At 44.8% G+C, this 17197-nt stretch carries 14 protein-coding genes; 3 read left to right on the forward strand and 11 right to left on the reverse strand.

What is annotated here, in order from left to right; all coding sequences use genetic code 11:
• Positions 1 to 4: 4 nt before the first annotated feature.
• The 5 genes from Y697_RS06665 to Y697_RS06680 form a co-directional block, all read right to left on the reverse strand.
• Entirely contained in the window at positions 5 to 670 is a 666-nt protein-coding gene (locus Y697_RS06665) for a response regulator transcription factor (RefSeq protein WP_183083744.1), read from the reverse strand.
• Positions 671 to 750: 80 nt separating this feature from the next.
• Positions 751 to 2439, reverse strand: coding sequence for an alpha/beta hydrolase-fold protein (locus tag Y697_RS06670; RefSeq protein WP_121550871.1), 1689 nt, complete (start codon positions 2437 to 2439; stop codon positions 751 to 753).
• 399 nt (positions 2440 to 2838) lie between these two features.
• Positions 2839 to 3078, reverse strand: a complete 240-nt coding sequence (locus Y697_RS06675; RefSeq protein ID WP_099829535.1) for a chemotaxis protein — start codon at positions 3076 to 3078, stop codon at positions 2839 to 2841.
• A 688-nt stretch (positions 3079 to 3766) separates the two neighbouring features.
• Positions 3767 to 3895 (reverse strand): hypothetical protein, encoded by a 129-nt coding sequence (locus Y697_RS14955; RefSeq protein ID WP_259462350.1) that lies wholly within the window; start codon positions 3893 to 3895, stop codon positions 3767 to 3769.
• Positions 3895 to 4251: a four helix bundle protein gene (locus tag Y697_RS06680; RefSeq protein WP_121550872.1), complete on the reverse strand. Its 357-nt coding sequence runs from the start codon at positions 4249 to 4251 to the stop codon at positions 3895 to 3897. Before Y697_RS06680 ends, Y697_RS14955 begins: the two co-directional genes overlap by 1 nt.
• Positions 4252 to 4636: 385 nt before the next feature.
• Between Y697_RS06680 and Y697_RS06685 the strand changes: the two genes are divergently transcribed.
• The 3 genes from Y697_RS06685 to Y697_RS06695 all read left to right on the forward strand — a co-directional run bounded on the left by Y697_RS06685 (position 4637) and on the right by Y697_RS06695 (position 8876).
• Entirely contained in the window at positions 4637 to 5494 is an 858-nt protein-coding gene (locus tag Y697_RS06685; protein ID WP_121550873.1) for a DUF89 domain-containing protein, read from the forward strand.
• Position 5495: 1 nt separating this feature from the next.
• Positions 5496 to 7841, forward strand: coding sequence for an Orn/Lys/Arg decarboxylase N-terminal domain-containing protein (locus Y697_RS06690; protein ID WP_121550874.1), 2346 nt, complete (start codon positions 5496 to 5498; stop codon positions 7839 to 7841).
• Positions 7842 to 7934: 93 nt separating this feature from the next.
• Positions 7935 to 8876, forward strand: coding sequence for an inorganic phosphate transporter (locus tag Y697_RS06695; RefSeq protein WP_121550875.1), 942 nt, complete (start codon positions 7935 to 7937; stop codon positions 8874 to 8876).
• Positions 8877 to 9111: 235 nt separating this feature from the next.
• On the opposite strand, the gene Y697_RS06700 is transcribed toward Y697_RS06695, so the two are convergent.
• From Y697_RS06700 to Y697_RS06725, 6 genes are all read right to left on the reverse strand, one after another.
• Complete coding sequence (locus tag Y697_RS06700) at positions 9112 to 9816, reverse strand: nitroreductase family protein (RefSeq protein WP_121550876.1); 705 nt, start codon at positions 9814 to 9816, stop codon at positions 9112 to 9114.
• Positions 9817 to 10052: 236 nt separating this feature from the next.
• Positions 10053 to 10589 (reverse strand): flavodoxin, encoded by a 537-nt coding sequence (locus tag Y697_RS06705; RefSeq protein ID WP_121550877.1) that lies wholly within the window; start codon positions 10587 to 10589, stop codon positions 10053 to 10055.
• A gap of 716 nt (positions 10590 to 11305) precedes the next feature.
• Complete coding sequence (locus tag Y697_RS06710; RefSeq protein WP_259462352.1) at positions 11306 to 11839, reverse strand: hypothetical protein; 534 nt, start codon at positions 11837 to 11839, stop codon at positions 11306 to 11308.
• Positions 11840 to 12179: 340 nt separating this feature from the next.
• A complete protein-coding gene (locus Y697_RS06715; RefSeq protein ID WP_121550879.1) occupies positions 12180 to 13937 on the reverse strand; it encodes a hypothetical protein in 1758 nt (585 codons plus the stop codon).
• A complete protein-coding gene (locus Y697_RS06720) occupies positions 13915 to 14370 on the reverse strand; it encodes a type II secretion system protein (RefSeq protein ID WP_121550880.1) in 456 nt (151 codons plus the stop codon). The genes Y697_RS06715 and Y697_RS06720 overlap by 23 nt, the downstream gene beginning before the upstream one ends.
• Positions 14366 to 14914 (reverse strand): type II secretion system protein J, encoded by a 549-nt coding sequence (locus Y697_RS06725; protein WP_183083743.1) that lies wholly within the window; start codon positions 14912 to 14914, stop codon positions 14366 to 14368. Before Y697_RS06725 ends, Y697_RS06720 begins: the two co-directional genes overlap by 5 nt.
• Positions 14915 to 17197 lie beyond the last annotated feature (2283 nt).

Below are 17197 nucleotides of genomic sequence, written 5' to 3' on the forward strand. Positions count from 1 at the left end.
CGTATCAGCCCAGCCTGTAACCGAAGCCTCTCACCGTATTGATGAGCTTTGTTGGAAATGGATCATCTATCTTCCTCCTCAAATATCTTATATAGACATCGACGACATTTGAGTCACTGAAGAAGTCCTGATCCCATACGCTTTCCGCAATCTGCGTCCGACTCAGTACCTGGTGAGAGTTTCTGGCCAGATATTCCAGAAGACGGTATTCCTTCGGCGAGAGTTCTATCTCAACATCGCCTCTCCTGACAGTATGAGAAACTGTATCTATCGAAAGATCACTGACCCTTAGAACTCGTTCGAAAGTCTCACGTGGTCTCCTGAGCAGTGCGTTTATCCTTGCAAGCAACTCCTTGAAGGCAAAGGGTTTTACAAGATAGTCATCGGCTCCGGTATTGAGCCCCTTTACTCTCTCATCAACAGAGTCAAGAGCAGTGAGCATCAGAACAGGCGTGTAGTTACCGCTCGCTCTCAGTTCACTGCAGACTTCATAGCCGTTCTTACCGGGAAGAAGTATGTCAAGTACTATCACATCGTACTGACTAGATGAAGCGAGCATAATCGCTTCATTTCCATCCTTCGCGGCATCGACGAAAAAACCCTCTTCTTTCAAACCTTTCTGAAGAAAAGTAGAGATCGTAGCTTCATCTTCAACTATCAGGATTCTCAGAAAGACACCTCCAAGATAGAGAAACCGGAGGGTCACCCCTCCGGTCAATTCTAGCATCCCAAATCTTTATGTTGGAGTTACTAGTATATCCAGTTCTTTTCCACTTCCTCCGGAGCATTCTCTATCATGTATTCTGAGAGCTGTGCAAGCCATTCCTGTAAAGCAAGTGCTTTCTCTGGATTGGCCGGGCTCCATCCCTTCCATCCATGACCCTGATTTGCACCGAAGTCAAACGTCATGTCGGAGACTGGATTTTCCATTTTCTCCATGGCTGCCTTCAAGAGATAAACGGCCTCATTTAGATAGTAGTTGTCCATATCGCCTACTGTAACGTGAACGTCTCCGGCGATTTTTGGACCTATCTCTTCCCAGTTTTCCTGAAGAATGTAGTTTAGATCGAAGTTTTCCTTCCAGTATTCGGCAACATCCTTGTTTATTTCGCCGGTTAGCTGGTCCCATATTGGCTGAGGAAATCCGTCGGCTCCCAGAGGACTATATGTGGATTCCCAAACGGACCACTGCCCACCAGATCTGTTGCTTGGTCCGGCAGCCATTTCGAAGTAGTTCTCCTGCTTTACGGTGAATCTGATGTTTCCGTGAGTGTCTCTCGCGCTAGGTCTTTCCGTCTTCACCCAGCCGAAGTCAGAGTAGTACGCATTGTCATCATTGTAGATATTGATTAGCTGGTAATAGTTGAAATCAACACCATCTGGATACCAAACATAAGTTCTTCCGAAGATGTCAGGGTAGAAGACCTTCATCGCAAGGGTCTCCCATCCACCAGTAGAACCACCTGCCAGGATTCTCGCCCATTTCTCAGGGATCATCCTGAACTGGCTTTCCAGGTATGGGATCAGCTCTTCAGTAATTGCAGTTCCATAAGGACCTGAATTGACGGAGTCAACTGAATATGCAGTATCGTAGTAGGGTGTCGCATCCCTTATAGATACGGCAATGAATCTCGCATTTCCGTCTTCTGTCCAGAATTTGTAGACATCGTTGTTAACTCTGAAACCTACCGGCGCGGATCCACCGGGGAAATGACCCTGATAGTAGATCACTGGATAGTAAACACCGGGATTGTCATAATAGCCTTCGGGTAGAAGAACATTCGCTCCTATGTACATGTCCTTGCCCCAGAATTCCGATGCGACCTCACTCTTGATCTTTATGAACTTCACCCATTCACTGTCAGTGTAGTTACCTTGCTGGAGAACCATGCCTGGCTCAAGCTCATAGTCGGGCATAATTACTTCACTGATTGCAAGTTCGACTGTTCCAGGGTTTGCAGGATCAAGATACACTTTCTTTGTCTTGCTTGTAGCATTACCAACAGATTCCCAGAACCACTGACCGTCACCTGTATCATCATGCATCAATACGGTGTGACCGTCGGCCCTGTTGAACGTTGTATAGACATTAACCAGAGCCTGAATGAAATAATCTCCCGCGGGAAGATCAGACAGTTCAATAGGGTACCCAACAACTGCCATATCTCCCTCAGAAATCGTGACTACGGATTCTGAGGACATTTCGAATACATCTTTTCCCCAGAAAGGAACACCTCTAACATCTGTCTGTGCAACTGGTTCTCTCGAAGAATCCTTGCTGACAATGACGAAGACTCGCCCGTTGATTGGCGTCTCGAGGCCGAGCGAGGCTACTGTGTCCAGCGCTTCCTGGCTAATTGTCACTTCGAATGTCAAAGAAAGGGCCGTGATTCCAACAAAAAAGATTACAATAAGAGTCAAAATACTCTTTTTAACCATATTTCCCACCTCCATAGAATCGTGAGCTATTGTCAAATAAGATATTCGGATTCGCTAACTATATAAGCCAAGATGGCTAAGAACACATATTGGGATGAATGCTTGGGATGCTAGATTTTCAAGAAGTATAGAATTAGAAGGAAGGACGACGAGCGCGGAGAGATAGGTTTGAGCTTTCCACTGAGGGAAGACTCATATCATGAGAGTAGTGTGACTTCGGAAATTCGCATTTTACAAGAAGAAACTGGCTAAATTCCATTATTTACCTCCTCATCCTCCAGATCTCTGTCAGGTGCGTCTTCGTTATTATACACTGCCTGAGGTACTGTCAGAACACTATGCGCGTTTATTTACATCATCGTCTGTTTTCCGTTGCTTTACTCGCCTTTACCCTTACATTCATTGCCTTCTTCCATGACAAAAGCTGTCAAAGTCTTTGAAGTCGATATAGTCGCGAACTCTCTGAAGAGAAGCCCAGATGAAATCCTCGAAAAGCTTCGCATCATCTTCGCTGTTCAGTTCCTCAACAACATCTTCTTGCTCCGATGGACGTGTAGCGATGTACCGACTCCCTACTGCCCTGTAATTTGAGTAGAGATTGAAATTGAAAATCCCATTTTCCTTTGATCTGTAATACACTGCTAACACCTCCTGTGCTTCAGAACAATTATATCATCCTGTGTAACAAGCGTGGTTGGGCGCTGCAGGTAGGGGGTAGGAAAGAGCAAGGGAACTGGTTATGCGTTGGAGGGTTATCCGTTCTCCGAAAAGTCGGAGCAATCGAAAAAGAGCATTTTCGAGACGTTCGATGCGCTCACGAGAAGATCGAGATCCTGACCAGAAGCATTGTCAGGATGACACGAAGTAAAAAAGCTGTCATCCCGATATGAAACTGATCGGGATCTGGTTCTTTGAAAAACAGTTCCGAAAACCTGCTGAATACTTTGAAGAACCAACAAAGCGAAAATAAGGACTAGCCTGCTTGTTAAGGGTTGATTTACGCCTAAGAACGAGGATCCGTTGAACGCTGCAAAAGATGGTTCGCCGTTGACCGTTCAAGATCATGAACTCGTTCACCGATAGGATCGGTCTAAAAGCAGCTTCTGAGCAGAAGCGTTGTCAGAATGACCGAAAGCAAGAAAAGATTATCATCTCGTAGAGCTTGCCCTGAAGAGCTTGACCCAATATGCACCTGTTTGGGGTCTCCTGTTCATGGGCATCCCGTAGTGGTTCTGTATGGGATCTCGCTCCTAAGAACTGCTGTACGCTTAAGAACGAAAACCCGCTTATCCCGCTGACATAGAGATCATCTCTACTCCCTTCTCGGTCATCCCGTAATGCTCTTGTACGGGATCTCGCTCCTAAGAACTGCTGTACGCTTAAGAACGAAGACCAGCTGATCGCTGCTGAAGAGAACGTTGTCCATAGACATGAGACCCTTCCTGCGAAGCAGCATCACTTCTTGCTTCTAAGGTACTTCGTCATCGCAATGATCTTATGTGAAAGGTCCTCGATTCGGTTACTCAGTGATGAAAAGTCCTGTTCAGTCAGGTATCCAATCTCCCTTGCAATATACAGTTGAGTTGCCAATTCATAGAGCGACCCTCTGGCAACACTCAGGAAGTTAATGAAATCCTTCGCTGATGAACGACCCTTCCCTTCCGCAATATTAGAAGGAACAGAAATCGCAGCTCTTCGAATTTGGTCGGTTAGACTATAGACCTCTTTCTTAGGAAACTTCTCTGTGAGAATGTAGACATCCTTTGCAAGCTCAACACCAAGCTTCCAGATATTAAGCCTTTCGATCTCCATCAAGTATCCTCCTCAAAATAACCTGAGGATAATATATCATCAGAAGATGAACCCTTCAAGTATTCTTGTTGTTATCATTCTCTTTTGTGCTTCAGCTTCCTGGCGCGAAAGCGACAGCATCACTTCCCACCGAAGGTGACTGGCCTCTGCCGGAGGCAGAGACTGGCCAGGCGCAGCCTGACTGGCCTGCGCAGCAGCATCACTTCTGCTCTTAATCTCGGAGAACGGAGGACCGTTGACGGTGGACCTGATAAGGCCTCCTGCCGAAGGCAGCCTTGCGTCTACTGTTTCATTGGATTACTTCCTCGTCGAGGTAGTTTAAAGATCAAATAGAGCACAAGTACCTAATGGCAAAAGACTGTATAATTCAGTGTGAGGTGATCGAATGAAGATTGATCTTAGATGCATCCCCTGCAATATTAACAGCCTTCTTCGAATTCTCGACCAAAATCATGCTGGAGAGGAAGAAAGGAAGCAGGTAGTCAGGGATTTTCTCAAGGGCGTTGTGGAGATGGACTGGTCGGACACTCCAATAGATATCGGAAGAAAGGTAGGCGAGGCTCTGGAACCTTTGTTTGGCGATCATGACGCCTTCAGGGAAATCAAGAAGCTTTCCAACAAGAATCTCATGGAGATCTACGAAGACCTTAAGGCAGAGCTGCTAACTTTGGACGATCCTCTGATTGGCGCGCTTAAGCTCTCAGTTGCGGGAAACATCATAGATGTCGCTCCCGGCCACAAGATCGATATCCATACTACAATGAGTGAAGCTCTATCGAAGCCATTTGCAATAGATGATCTTAAAGAACTGGCAGATAGAATCCGAAGGGCGGACTCTCTGTTGATCGTTGGGGACAACTGCGGAGAGGCCGTTCTCGATAAACTCCTGCTAGATATTGCAGGTGTTCCCAACAGTTATTTTTCCGTCAGAACAAAGCCGGCGCTAAATGATATTACGATGGAAGAGGCTCTCGAGATAGGTACGAACGAAGTTGCAACGATTCTCGACTCGGGTGCAGATGCACCTGGTGCTCAAGAAAAGACAATGAAGAGTGATTTTTTCGATGTCTATTCAAGGGCCGATGTAGTAATCTCTAAAGGACAGGGCAATCTAGAAGGTTTGAGCTCGGCAAGGCGTGAGATCTTCTTCTTGCTCATGGCCAAGTGTGAGGTAATTGGCGGTTTTCTTGGGGTTCCGAAGGGTTCGTTCGTTGCCTACAAAAAGGCAGAATCGAGGGGATAGAATGGAGCTTTTCAAAGACTTTCCCGTTCTTGTTGTCGATGATGATTTACGTTCTGAAAATACCGGTGGAAGAGCTACAAGAGAGATTGTCAAAGAGCTTCAGAAGAGAGGCTTTTCGGTCATAGAATCTTACTCGGGCTACGACTGTAGAATCGAGTTCATGTCTCATTCGAATGTCAGCTGTGTTTTGCTCGATTGGGATCTCGTAATAAAACCAGACGCAGAGTTTCTGGGACCTGGCGAGATTATCGAGATAATCCGTGGTAGAAATATGCTCATTCCAATCTTTCTTATGACAGAGAAACTGAAAGTAATGGAGATTCCTCTTGAAATAGTCAGTCAGATCGATGGCTATGTCTGGAAGCTCGAAGATAGTCCGTCTTTCATTGCGGGAAGAATAGAGGAAGCAACTGAGCGCTACATGGACGAACTACAGCCTCCCTTTCTAAGAGAGCTCATAAGATACGTAGATGAATTCAAGTATTCATGGCACACCCCCGGCCACAGCGGTGGAGAGGCTTTCTTGAAGTCATCTACCGGGAAGATCTTCCATAACTTCTTCGGCGAGAATATTTTCAGGAGCGACTTGTCTGTTTCGGTGCCGGAACTCGGATCGCTCCTTGAGCACACCGAAGCTATTGGAGAATCAGAAAAGTCAGCGGCCAAGATTTTCGGTTCCGACGAGACATACTTTGTGACGAACGGTACCTCCACATCCAACAAGATCGTATTTCATTACTGCGTGACCCCGGGAGACATCGTTCTGATAGATAGAAACTGTCACAAGTCGATTATGCATTCAATAATAATGACGGGCGCAATTCCGATTTATCTTACTCCCAGCAGGAACTCGCTCGGAATAATAGGACCTATTCATGAAGAGAATTTTGAATGGAGCGAGATAGAAAAAGCGATAAAGGAAAGTCCTCTGGTAGAAGACAAAGAGAACTTCAAAATAAAGCTGGCCGTCGTTACAAATTCAACTTACGACGGTCTCTGCTACAATGCAAAGACAATCCTGGACGGGCTTGAGAAAGTGGTAGATTTCGTGCTCTTCGATGAGGCGTGGTATGCGTATGCGAAATTCCACCAGATGTATCTCGGCCGCTTCGGCATGTCGCCAGATATAGACAGGGAGAAGTCCCCGGTTGTCTTCTCTACTCATTCCACCCACAAGCTTCTTGCTGCCTTTTCTCAGGGTTCAATGATTCATGTCAAGGACGGGAGAAAGAGGGTTGATCACGGGAGATTCAACGAAGCATACATGATGCATATGTCAACTTCTCCCCAGTACGCAATAATCGCCTCGCTGGACGTGGCGGCAAAAATGATGGCCGGCAACGCCGGCAGATTCCTGATAGATGAAACTATACAGGAGGCAATTATCTTCAGAAAGAAGATGAAGCATCTAAAAAAAGAGATCGAGCTAAAGGAAACCGAACGAAAGAGAAGATGGTGGCTGGAAATATGGCAACCGGAAAAGGTCTCAATTGAGACAGAAGACGGGAAAAGAGAAACCTTCGATCTCGAAGATATCGATGAATCTATTCTCAAGGACAGACCAGACTGCTGGTATCTCAAAGCAAACGAAGACTGGCACGGATTCGGAAAGCTCGAAAACGACTACGTTCTCTTAGACCCTGTGAAAGTTACTGTTATGACCCCTGGAATAACAAGACAGGGGCGAATGAGAAACTGGGGTATTCCCGCAACGATAGTCACTACCTTCCTTAGAGACAGAGGGATAGTCGTTGAGAAATCCGGTCATTACTCATTCCTCATACTCTTTTCACTCGGACTGACAAAGGGAAAATCCGGAACACTGCTAGCAGAGCTTTTCACTTTCAAGAAGCTATTCGATGAAGACGCTCCTCTGGATGATGTATTTCCGGATATCGTGAGAGAGTTTCCCAAGAAGTATGCAAAGATGACTCTTCAGGAGCTCTGCAAACAGATGCATGAATACCTCAGGAAGGTGAGAATTACGAAGGTCCTCAAGGACGTTTATTCGCATAATCCCGAACAGGTAATGCTTCCTTCAAAGGCATACTCGGAACTCGTCAATGGAAATACTGAGCTAGTGAGAATCCGCGAACTCCAAAACAGAATCTCGGCCGTCATGGTCGTTCCGTATCCTCCCGGAATACCAGTGATAATGCCCGGTGAGAGATATACAGACGAAACAAAGCGTATTGTTGAGTATCTCAATCTCTCCGAGGAGTTCGACAACAAGTTCCCCGGGTTCGAGAATGAGATGCACGGCTTAAAAATGAAGATAGACAGCAACAACAAGAAGAGATACTACACCTACTGCTTGAAGGAGATCGAACAGCCAGAAAGCGAATAGAAGTAAGAATCACTCTGAGTTGTTGGTGTGAACGAGTAAAACCCAGACTATGATGCTATAATCCTCTTTATCACTGATCATGAAGGGATTTGTATGTTCCTTGCATTTCTGCCTGCTGTCTTCTTCGGATGGACTCTCGGAAGGAACGATGCGGCAAATATTTATGGTACTACCGTAACGAGCGGAATTTTGAAATATAGATCAGCAGCTTTGATCTCAAGCTTCGCCGTGCTGACGGGCGCAATAGTCGGCGGCGCGGGCGGAATGGAGACTCTTTCAAGCCTGAGTTCTCACACACTTCTATCTGCTTCAGTAAATGCCGCTGCTGCAGGAATATCCGTCCTCCTTCTTAATAGACTGGGATTGCCAGTTTCCTCTTCCCAGGCAGTTGTAGGCTCCGTAATTGGAATTGGCTTACTTGAAGGCGGCGTGGATTGGCTTATCGTGTTGAAGATCGCGGCCTGCTGGATAACAACTCCTCTGGGCGCTGCAATTGCAGCTTTCCTTCTTTATCGACTGGTTGGTTCTGCTTTCAGAATGATCCATTCAATTCAGATACAGGATCTTATCCTAAAAGCACTTGCCATAATTATCGGAGGCTTCGGTTCATTTGCTCTTGGCGCGAACAATGTCGCCAACATTACAGGGACCTTCGCGGACATTATCGGAATCGACAAGGCCGTTCTAATTGGAGGCCTAAGCATTTCAGCAGGTGCAGTAATGTTAAGCAAGAGAGTCATGTACACAATCGGAACGAGGATAGTCGCACTTGAATCTTTTGCATCTGTTATAGCTCTTCTAGCTCAATCACTTACTGTTCTGGTATACGCCTTCATTGGCGTCCCAGTTTCCGTTTCACAGGCAATTGTGGGAGCGGTCATAGGAGTCGGTCTTGCAAGAGGATCCAAAAACTTCGATGCAAGGCTCATCAGGAGAATTCTCTTAGGCTGGGTATCTACACCTGTCATCTCGGGGCTGATCTCACTTGCTCTCTATATAGCAGTTACTTCATTGGCGACGCACTTCGGAAAGTAGAGGCCTGCCAAGCATGCGTAGCCCAACTTCCGAAAGACGAAGTGCAGAAGAGCTTATGCGTTCAAGAAAACTACTGAACCTCGGAATTCGAGACCGCCTTTCGATTTTCTTAAACGATGATGCTCTCTTGCTATCCTATGGACAGAAGTCACTCCGAGACTTTTCGTTCAGAGCATGCTTCTAATTTCCTAGAAAAGAGCCTTCGGATCTTTCGTTGAGATTCATTAGATGGTCCTCAGAATCTCAATATGTACGTTCTTTCGCTCTTCGCCTCAACTTGTGCCTCACTATTGATGGCCTTCGCCATAAGGTACATATGGGAGAGCACAACGCCTAGATCAATTGCGATTACCTCTTCATAAATCAAAGGGATTTTCTTCCATCCGTGAACCGCAATTTCGTTCTTGCCCAAGATTTCGAACTTCCAAGGCTGTCGATTGAACGACGAGGGCGCCATCCTACCCGCGTTCACAATGTCTTTTATCCTGCTGTCTACGTACTCTTCTCTACCAAACACAACCTCTTCAAAGGGCTTTCTATTGGCCTCTCTGTATAAGAAACGTGATGCTCTCTCAACGATATCCTCATTACCATTGGCCTGAAAGCCCACGATAATCATAGATAGATAATTGGGCAGACGAGCCCAGCTTGTAGAGAATCCCTTCAGAGTTAAGTTAAGGACTATTTGCTCACCTTCGAAACCGTACTTGACCAGCTTTGGCGTCGTGAATTCTTTGAGTTTCGCCAGTACAATTCCCGAACCTGAAGGGAACTGCGGCGTGAAATACCACTGCAAAGGCACATCTGAGTTTATTGGAATAATGTCTCCAAGAGCAAGATCCACCTCTTTCATCTGCTCAGGAGACAGCTGTTTTTCCAGGAACTTTCTCTGAGTTACTCTTTGGCCTATAGCATTCATGATCTCCTGCTTGCTTAACATTCAATCACCTCTTTACTATATTCTATATAATTTGACAATAAAACTCAAGATTAGTCTCCTGAGTGGTCTTAAAGATGGAAGGAGTTGCTCAAAGTGAGTACATGGCCTTTTTGAAAACAATCTGACAATTTGCCTTTCTAGAATGGGACACTACAGGGAGAAGAGAATTCACTTGATGGGCAAAATAAAAGCTGAGGACTAACCTCAGCTCCTAAAAACCGATGAATCACTCTATATTATAATCCTTCCAGTAACTCCCTGGCCCACTCTTTTGCAGTTTCAACATATTCATCCAGCCTGGAAGAAGGTGATTCGAAATCGCTCTCCTGTATCACATCATTGCCCTTCAATTCCTTCTTGAGATTCTCAAAGGCTGCACCGATCATTCCATCATGTGTACAGAAAAGAGCTATCTTCTTTCCCTCCAGCTTGTTCTCTTCAAGAAATGTACCGATAGGCGGTGCATAAGTGAGTGCCCATACGGGACTGCCGATGATTATCAGATCGTATTTGTCAGGGTCAATGTTATATGGCTCAAGTTCAGGCTTGTTGTTCATAGTGACCGATTCGCTTCCCCAGACGTGTTCCTTGTCAGGATCGTATCCCGGAGTGGTCTCTATTTGCTCGGGATTCTCAACGTGGTGATAGTAGGTTCGAGAGAATTCTCCCGCAGGTACCAGCCGCAGAAGGTCAGCATCTATTGAAGAGGCCATAGCCTCTGCAAGAGCTCTTGTACTTTCATCGTATGAGAAATAAACAACAATTGACTTCATTCTATTACCTCCCTTCAATGCTATTATAGCTTGACTTACAGGCGAAATGAAGCTATCTCGACAAAGGAATCTACTACTCTCTTCCTGAACCAATGAATCTAGAAAGCATTCTGCAAACTCCTACTGGCGATGAGTTTTCAAGATTTGTGACTCTCTTCAGAAGAGACTTGTGTCAAGGAGATAATACGAATCGTTTCTACACAATTAGCAGAAGTTGTGTATCCTGAGGAATCGTAAGCAGTCTGTCGATGAACCAGGAAAGACCTTCGATTTTCAGTTCCTTCTATTCCCTGACAGCTGTTTTCATGGACATATCCTCCTGTGCTTAGAAATAACTGATCGAGCTTGCTGGATACGAAGTATCCTTTAGTAATATCATTATTTAGTAGAGGCGGGTTTTCCGGCTACGGACAATCCGCTTACGGCTTTTCCGTCTACGGAAAATCGGTCTGCGGAGTAATACGGCTTTGACAGAACGTTCTGTCAATTTGCTATGAGATTTCGCCAATCGACTTCTTTTTCTAATTGAATGCCCTCTAAACACAACGAATCACGATAATTCGTATACCAACTGACTTGATTCTTTCCGAATGAAGAAGTCATCTTTCGAGCACGGACGAGCACACTAGTAGAAGCCGATAACGGTATACAAGATCCAGGTCTCAAAAGACAAGATGAATCGAAGACGATGGAGAGAACAGAAAAAAAGGTTCAAATCAGTAAGTAGTTCCGATTAGCTTTTCGAACCATTCTCTACTAATCACTCTGTAGTGAGGGTGATAGCTTCTCTTATAAGAAGCGCTGTGATGCACCAGTTTTTCACCTTCAACGGCTTCCTTAACAACCATTGAGGACTCAGGAGTGAAGATCTCCTCAGGAAGAGCGTCTCTGAGTACGCGATCTATCCTATACCATTCTTCCTTCCATTCATCGTGTGAAATGGTAGCGCCCATTCTGCTGCTGGCAACCAACGCCCGGAAGAGGTCGTCGATAAGTACCTGCCGGTTCTTCACAATGACAAGATTGATCCTGAAGAAGTTTTCCATGTAACTGACATCCTGCCAGAGAACCTGATCGAACTCATCACAGTCGATCTCTTCGGCAAGAAATCTAAGGGCGACCGCTTGATCTTCCATTATGTGCTTAGGACCAAACGTGCCTTGATAGAATAGCTTGTAAATATCGTCAAACCTTGCTTCGGGATGCAAATCCAGCTCGTGAGAAGCGAGTTCAACAATTCTATTATCCATTCGAAACATACACTCCCCCTCTTTGATTAACTATTATACAGCTATCAATACTCGATTCAAAAACCATCGACTGCTATGATGACGCTTTCGAGGTAAACAGCGCATTAATATCCAGCAAGATAGCTCGAAATTTTCTCAAGGCCTTCTTTCATTGAATGCCCAGAACTGATCGAATAATTGAAGTGATACGAAGACATCCAGCAGTTTATCGCTATGAGTTCCCACAAAAAAGCCCCCGCACGTCGCGAGGGCTCTCTGGGGGTTAACTGTGGCCTATAGTACAGAAGCTAAGAAGAGAATCTCTTCTTCCCCAGACCGAAAAACTCTCTATAAGTATCCACTACCACGTCTGAATTCCTAGAAGAGCTAACTCTCCATCATTTCCTGTTGATGAACCATTTCCCGACGAACCAGAGTCTCCTGTTGCTACGATTGCAAGAGAATTCAGAAGATCAATTTCCTCTCCATGTTTAGTTATGTAAGTGGGATTATCAAAAAACCAGGTAGTAATCGAACCAAGGAGGAACAATTGAGCAAACTGCCCTTGTCCGGGATTCGCTAGATTAGGAACAGTCATCAGGTCACCAAGAAGAAACTGCCCACCTTTGCCTTCATCGTTCTTAATTACAAAGAAATCTCCCATCAGATTCTTATCTCCGTGCGTCGCCGAACTGTAACCAAGAGACATGTCTCCTCCGTAGGCTGCAAGCCTAAGATAGGAATCATTCTGATCCTCCAGAAGGCCAAGAATAATATCGATTGTAGTCTCTGCGTCAATCGCTGTCTTGTTTGATACCAAAGACTTGCCTTTACCGTTGTTTACTGCTTGAACAAGGCCTTCTACATCATACACAAATTGAGTATCAATTGTAACATCACCATTGACTCTTATGTCATACTTGCCATCAACAATGCTTATTTTGTGTTCTTGAGAGGAGACAAAAGTCGTGTCTCCGTTGATCACAATATGCACCGTTGTATCGCTTGCAATACTTGAAGGTATTGAGAATTCACTAGCTCCGCTAGTAATCGTTAATCCTTCCGTGGTGAATTCTGCCTGAAATTCGTCAGAGCCAGATACTGAAATCGTCAGTTCATCTGAGTAATCACTGAGAAAGCAAATATTTCCTTCGCACGCAATCGCAATTGGTGAAGGCTCGTATTCAAATTCTAAACCTCCATTATTGGGAATAAGTGTGACAGTTGCCCCAACTGCTTCTGGCAGACTGTCAAGATACTCCTGAACCCACTGTGAATACAGAAGATTGGGCGCTTCCTCAATTCCGGTGAATAGTTCTCCTAGAAATTCGGAAAGCTTTTCTTCATCAGAAATCTGATTCCCATTCTCATCGTAAACAACTACTCCAGATGCGCTTAAAACACCGGCGATAATATCCTCTAAAGTATTCGAGAGTGATTTATTCAAATAGATAGTACCTGCTACGATTGCATCCCCAAAAACAATATCACCCACAATGTTTTTTGTACCTTTGCCTTTGCTTATGTTTCTAAGTAGAGCAAGCACTCGATCTATAGAAACCGTTCTAAGACCAGGCAATCCTTCTTGGAGTGATCGTCTAGTAGAAATCAACCCTATAGAGAATCGTTTTGTTCCACTCAATTCTGCCGAAGCAACTACTACATACCTGTTAGTTACGTCATCAATCGGATAAACATGTGCTGAAAGATTGTATTTCCCTTCTCCAAGCCCCGAATCGTCACTGTATGAAGTAACCGGACTGGTCATATTAAACCCCACTGTATCCTCAGTAATGAAATCAAGAAAATCTGACCAATATAAACTTTCTAAGCTGGATCTAGAGGCAAGCATATTAGTAAACTCAACTGCTTCTCCCCATTCTTCATAATCATCTTCTCCAAAACTTGCGAAATTGTCCAGAAAAAGGCATGATGCGATCTCCACGACATTGCCAGCCACATTCTGAACGCTTGAGATCCTTTGGTAAGAACTAACTACTCCCGTTGTTCTTGATAGTTGCAGCCCACTAGCAAGCAATATTATCGTTCCAAAAGAAATAAGAATTAGCGTGATGACTAAGGCAAACCCATTTCTTCTATTGCGCTGAAATAGTAACATATACTCTCTCCTCCTTCGAGCTTCCCCTAGTATCAAAGAGAATTGCCTCAATCGTATATACCGTCCAGCTAACACCATTGAACACCACCGAAGTCTCATCGATTTCCGGAAGTGAAATCTGAGTATTCTCAAAACCAGCTCTAGTAAGAAATCCTACGCTACCCTCAGTTCCATTCAGGTCATTTTCGATAGCCGATAGGCGATCATTTATCTCTGTCAGGAGATCCTCGGGGGTTCCTCTAGATTTTCTCAGAACTGAATCTTGGCGAATTACATGACGCACAAAGCTAGAAGCCGCCTCTATGCTTGAGATACGAGCGATTCCCTGAGACATTGAATTGTACTTGACTATCAGAAAAACACCACCAGCAACAAATAACCCAAGGATCGCAAGGGCCAATAGTACTTCAAGCAACGAAAAACCTTTCTTAATAGAACCTCACCGCTCCTCCCGCTTGGCGCGTAAGAATAGGAACGTCTTTGTTCAGATCGAAATAGGACAAAGTAGCACTATAAGTCAGATATGAAGTCGATGATAGTGGATCAAACACAAAGTCAGTGACGTTTTCGGATATTACTGAAATAACCTGATTGTTCGATTTGTCCTCATAAATATGGATGACTCTTTTCAAATCAGAGTCATACGTGATTGTGGAAACAGCGGATTGGATCTCTAGACTATCGTCCGGTACTCCGGAGTACAACGTAATTGTCCTAACTGGCTCATCCACCAAATTCTCGTCAAACTCGAATGGTGCTAGCGCGGTAAATTGCCTCGAAATTATGTAATTGAGCGATGAATGCAATCTAGCTATTTGCTCGTCTATGGCCATCGAAGCATTAGTCATTTTCGAAATCTTAAGAGACTGAGTAGAAACAATCCCAACAATAAGTAAAACGATTGTTGAGACGGTAAGTGCAATTAGCAACTCCATCAAAGTCATACCCTTTCTTCGCGCTTCATTAATCTTATCCAATGACTTCCTCCAGTTCAATCTAGTCACTTGCCCTCTGCAACAAAAATCATTACGTCTTCCATCACAATCGCACCTAATCAGTATCAGTAGTCAATATGAATTACGTCAGGAGTACGGTTAGGCAAGATGGACAGAATCTTTTCTTCTTGAAAGGCTAATTATCTAACCAAAAATTTGATTAGCCAAATTAGTACAGCTAAACCTGAAACAATTTTATCACACTACTATGAACAATAGCTCTAGAAAAGAGTGCCTGGGTCAAGCCGGTCTTGTTCTAGAATCGATGTGACAACTAATTCTAAACTCTTATGGTACTAATGTTCAAATGGAAATAAGCAACAACATGCCACAAATTATTACTCGGATAGCAAGTCTCTTCGCACTTCTCGAAACACGCGTTCGCTTTGCAAGGAGTATCCCCGATTCTCCTGGATCTTCGAACGTATTTCTGAAAGCGAAATCGATTTCACTTTTCTCCTTTTTCTTGACTATCTGGTTATTTTGATACGAAGGTAATTTTCAATTCCCAGATAGACTAAGAATCGGAAATGATGAGACTCGAACACACAACACACGAAGACAATTACTTGGCTGGGGAAAGTAGTGCCCATTCTTTTTTCTGGAGAAATTAAAAGCTCCAATCAATGTGACTCTAGATAAGTGCAATGTTAGTGTTATTCCGCAGTGATACGCAGTTATAGCCAATTGTCCAGAATCCGCTCAGGGAATGCTTTTGTATCATTCTAGTTTCTTCATGTAACAGCTTGCTTTTCTCTTGCATTTTGCGTTTGATCTGAGGTATCATTATTTATTCCCATTTCATTGCGAGGGAGCTGACAATCGAATCGATTAGACGGTTTCTGAGGATAAGATATCACTGGAGAACCTCCTAGAACAGAGTTGAGAACGCCCGAAAGACCTCCTTATTTCTAATCAGTTCCCTCGTGTTTCCTTGTTTGTCCTCCATCGTTTTCTTAAATCCTCATTTACTCCAAACGGTTATTCCGTCTTCTATACTTACGTAGTTCGTTCGTCGTAACAGGTAGGTTCGGTATAGGGGGTAGGAAAGAGCTAACCGAAACCGGTTCGCCGTTGAAAGGTTATCCGTTCTCCGACGAACTGTCCCCTCACAATTTTCCGCACGAGAAGAACGAGATTCTGACTAGGAGCATTGTCAGGATGACATGAAGGGCAGTCATACAGTGAACCTGTGCGATTTCATCCCTTTAGCCTGCACTGAAATCCACTCACGGGCGAACAGCCGTTCGCCCCTACAATAGAATCACATAATCGTCTGACATTGCCATCCCGTAATGATCCTGTACGGGATCTCGTACCTAAAAACCGCTGAACGCTGTAAGCGAAAATAGGGACTGACAATTCCACTCATTTCTGTCCCATTTTTCGCGTGCATGCTTCTTAAAACCCAAAAGACCAGATCCTGACCAGGAGCATTGTCAGGATGACATGAAGGGCAGTCATACAGTGAGCCTGTGCGATTTCATCCCTTTAGCCTGCACTGAAATCCACTCACGGGCGAACAGCCGTTCGCCCCTACAATAGAATCGCATAATCGTCTGACATTGTCATCCCGTAGTGATCCTGTACGGGATCTCGTACCTAAAAACCGCTGATCGCTGTAAGCGAAAATAGGGACTGACAATTCCACTCATGTCCCCTTTTCGCGAAGGACCGTGATCCTGACCAGGAACATTGTCAGGATGACATGAAGGGCAGTCATACAGTGAGCCTATGCGATTTCATCCCTTTAGCCTGCACTGAAATCCACTCACGGGCGAACAGCCGTTCGCCCCTACAACAGAATCGCATAATCGTCTGACATTGTCATCCCGTAGAGCCTGCCCTGAAGCGTTCCTGTTCAGGGATCCTGTACGGGATCTCGTACCTAAAAACCGCTGATCGCTGTAAGCGAAAATAGGGACTGACAATTCCACTCATTTCTGTCCCATTTTTCGCGAAGGACCATGATCCTGACCAGGAGCATTGTCAGGATGACGTGAAGGGCAGTCATACAGTGAACCTGTGCGATTTCATCCCTTTAGCCTGCACTGAAATCCACTCACGGGCGAACAGCCGTTCGCCCCTACAATAGAATCGCATAATCGTCTGACATTGTCATCCCGTAAAGCCTGCCCTGATGAGATCCTGTTCAGGGATCCTGTGCGGGATCTCGTACCTAAAAACCGCTGAACGCTGTAAGCGAAAATAGGGACTGACAATTCTCCTCATGTCTGTCCCGTTTTTCGCGTAAAAAGCAGAGAT

Origin of the sequence: Mesotoga sp. BH458_6_3_2_1 (assembly GCF_003664995.1) — a bacterium.
Taxonomy (GTDB): domain Bacteria; phylum Thermotogota; class Thermotogae; order Petrotogales; family Kosmotogaceae; genus Mesotoga.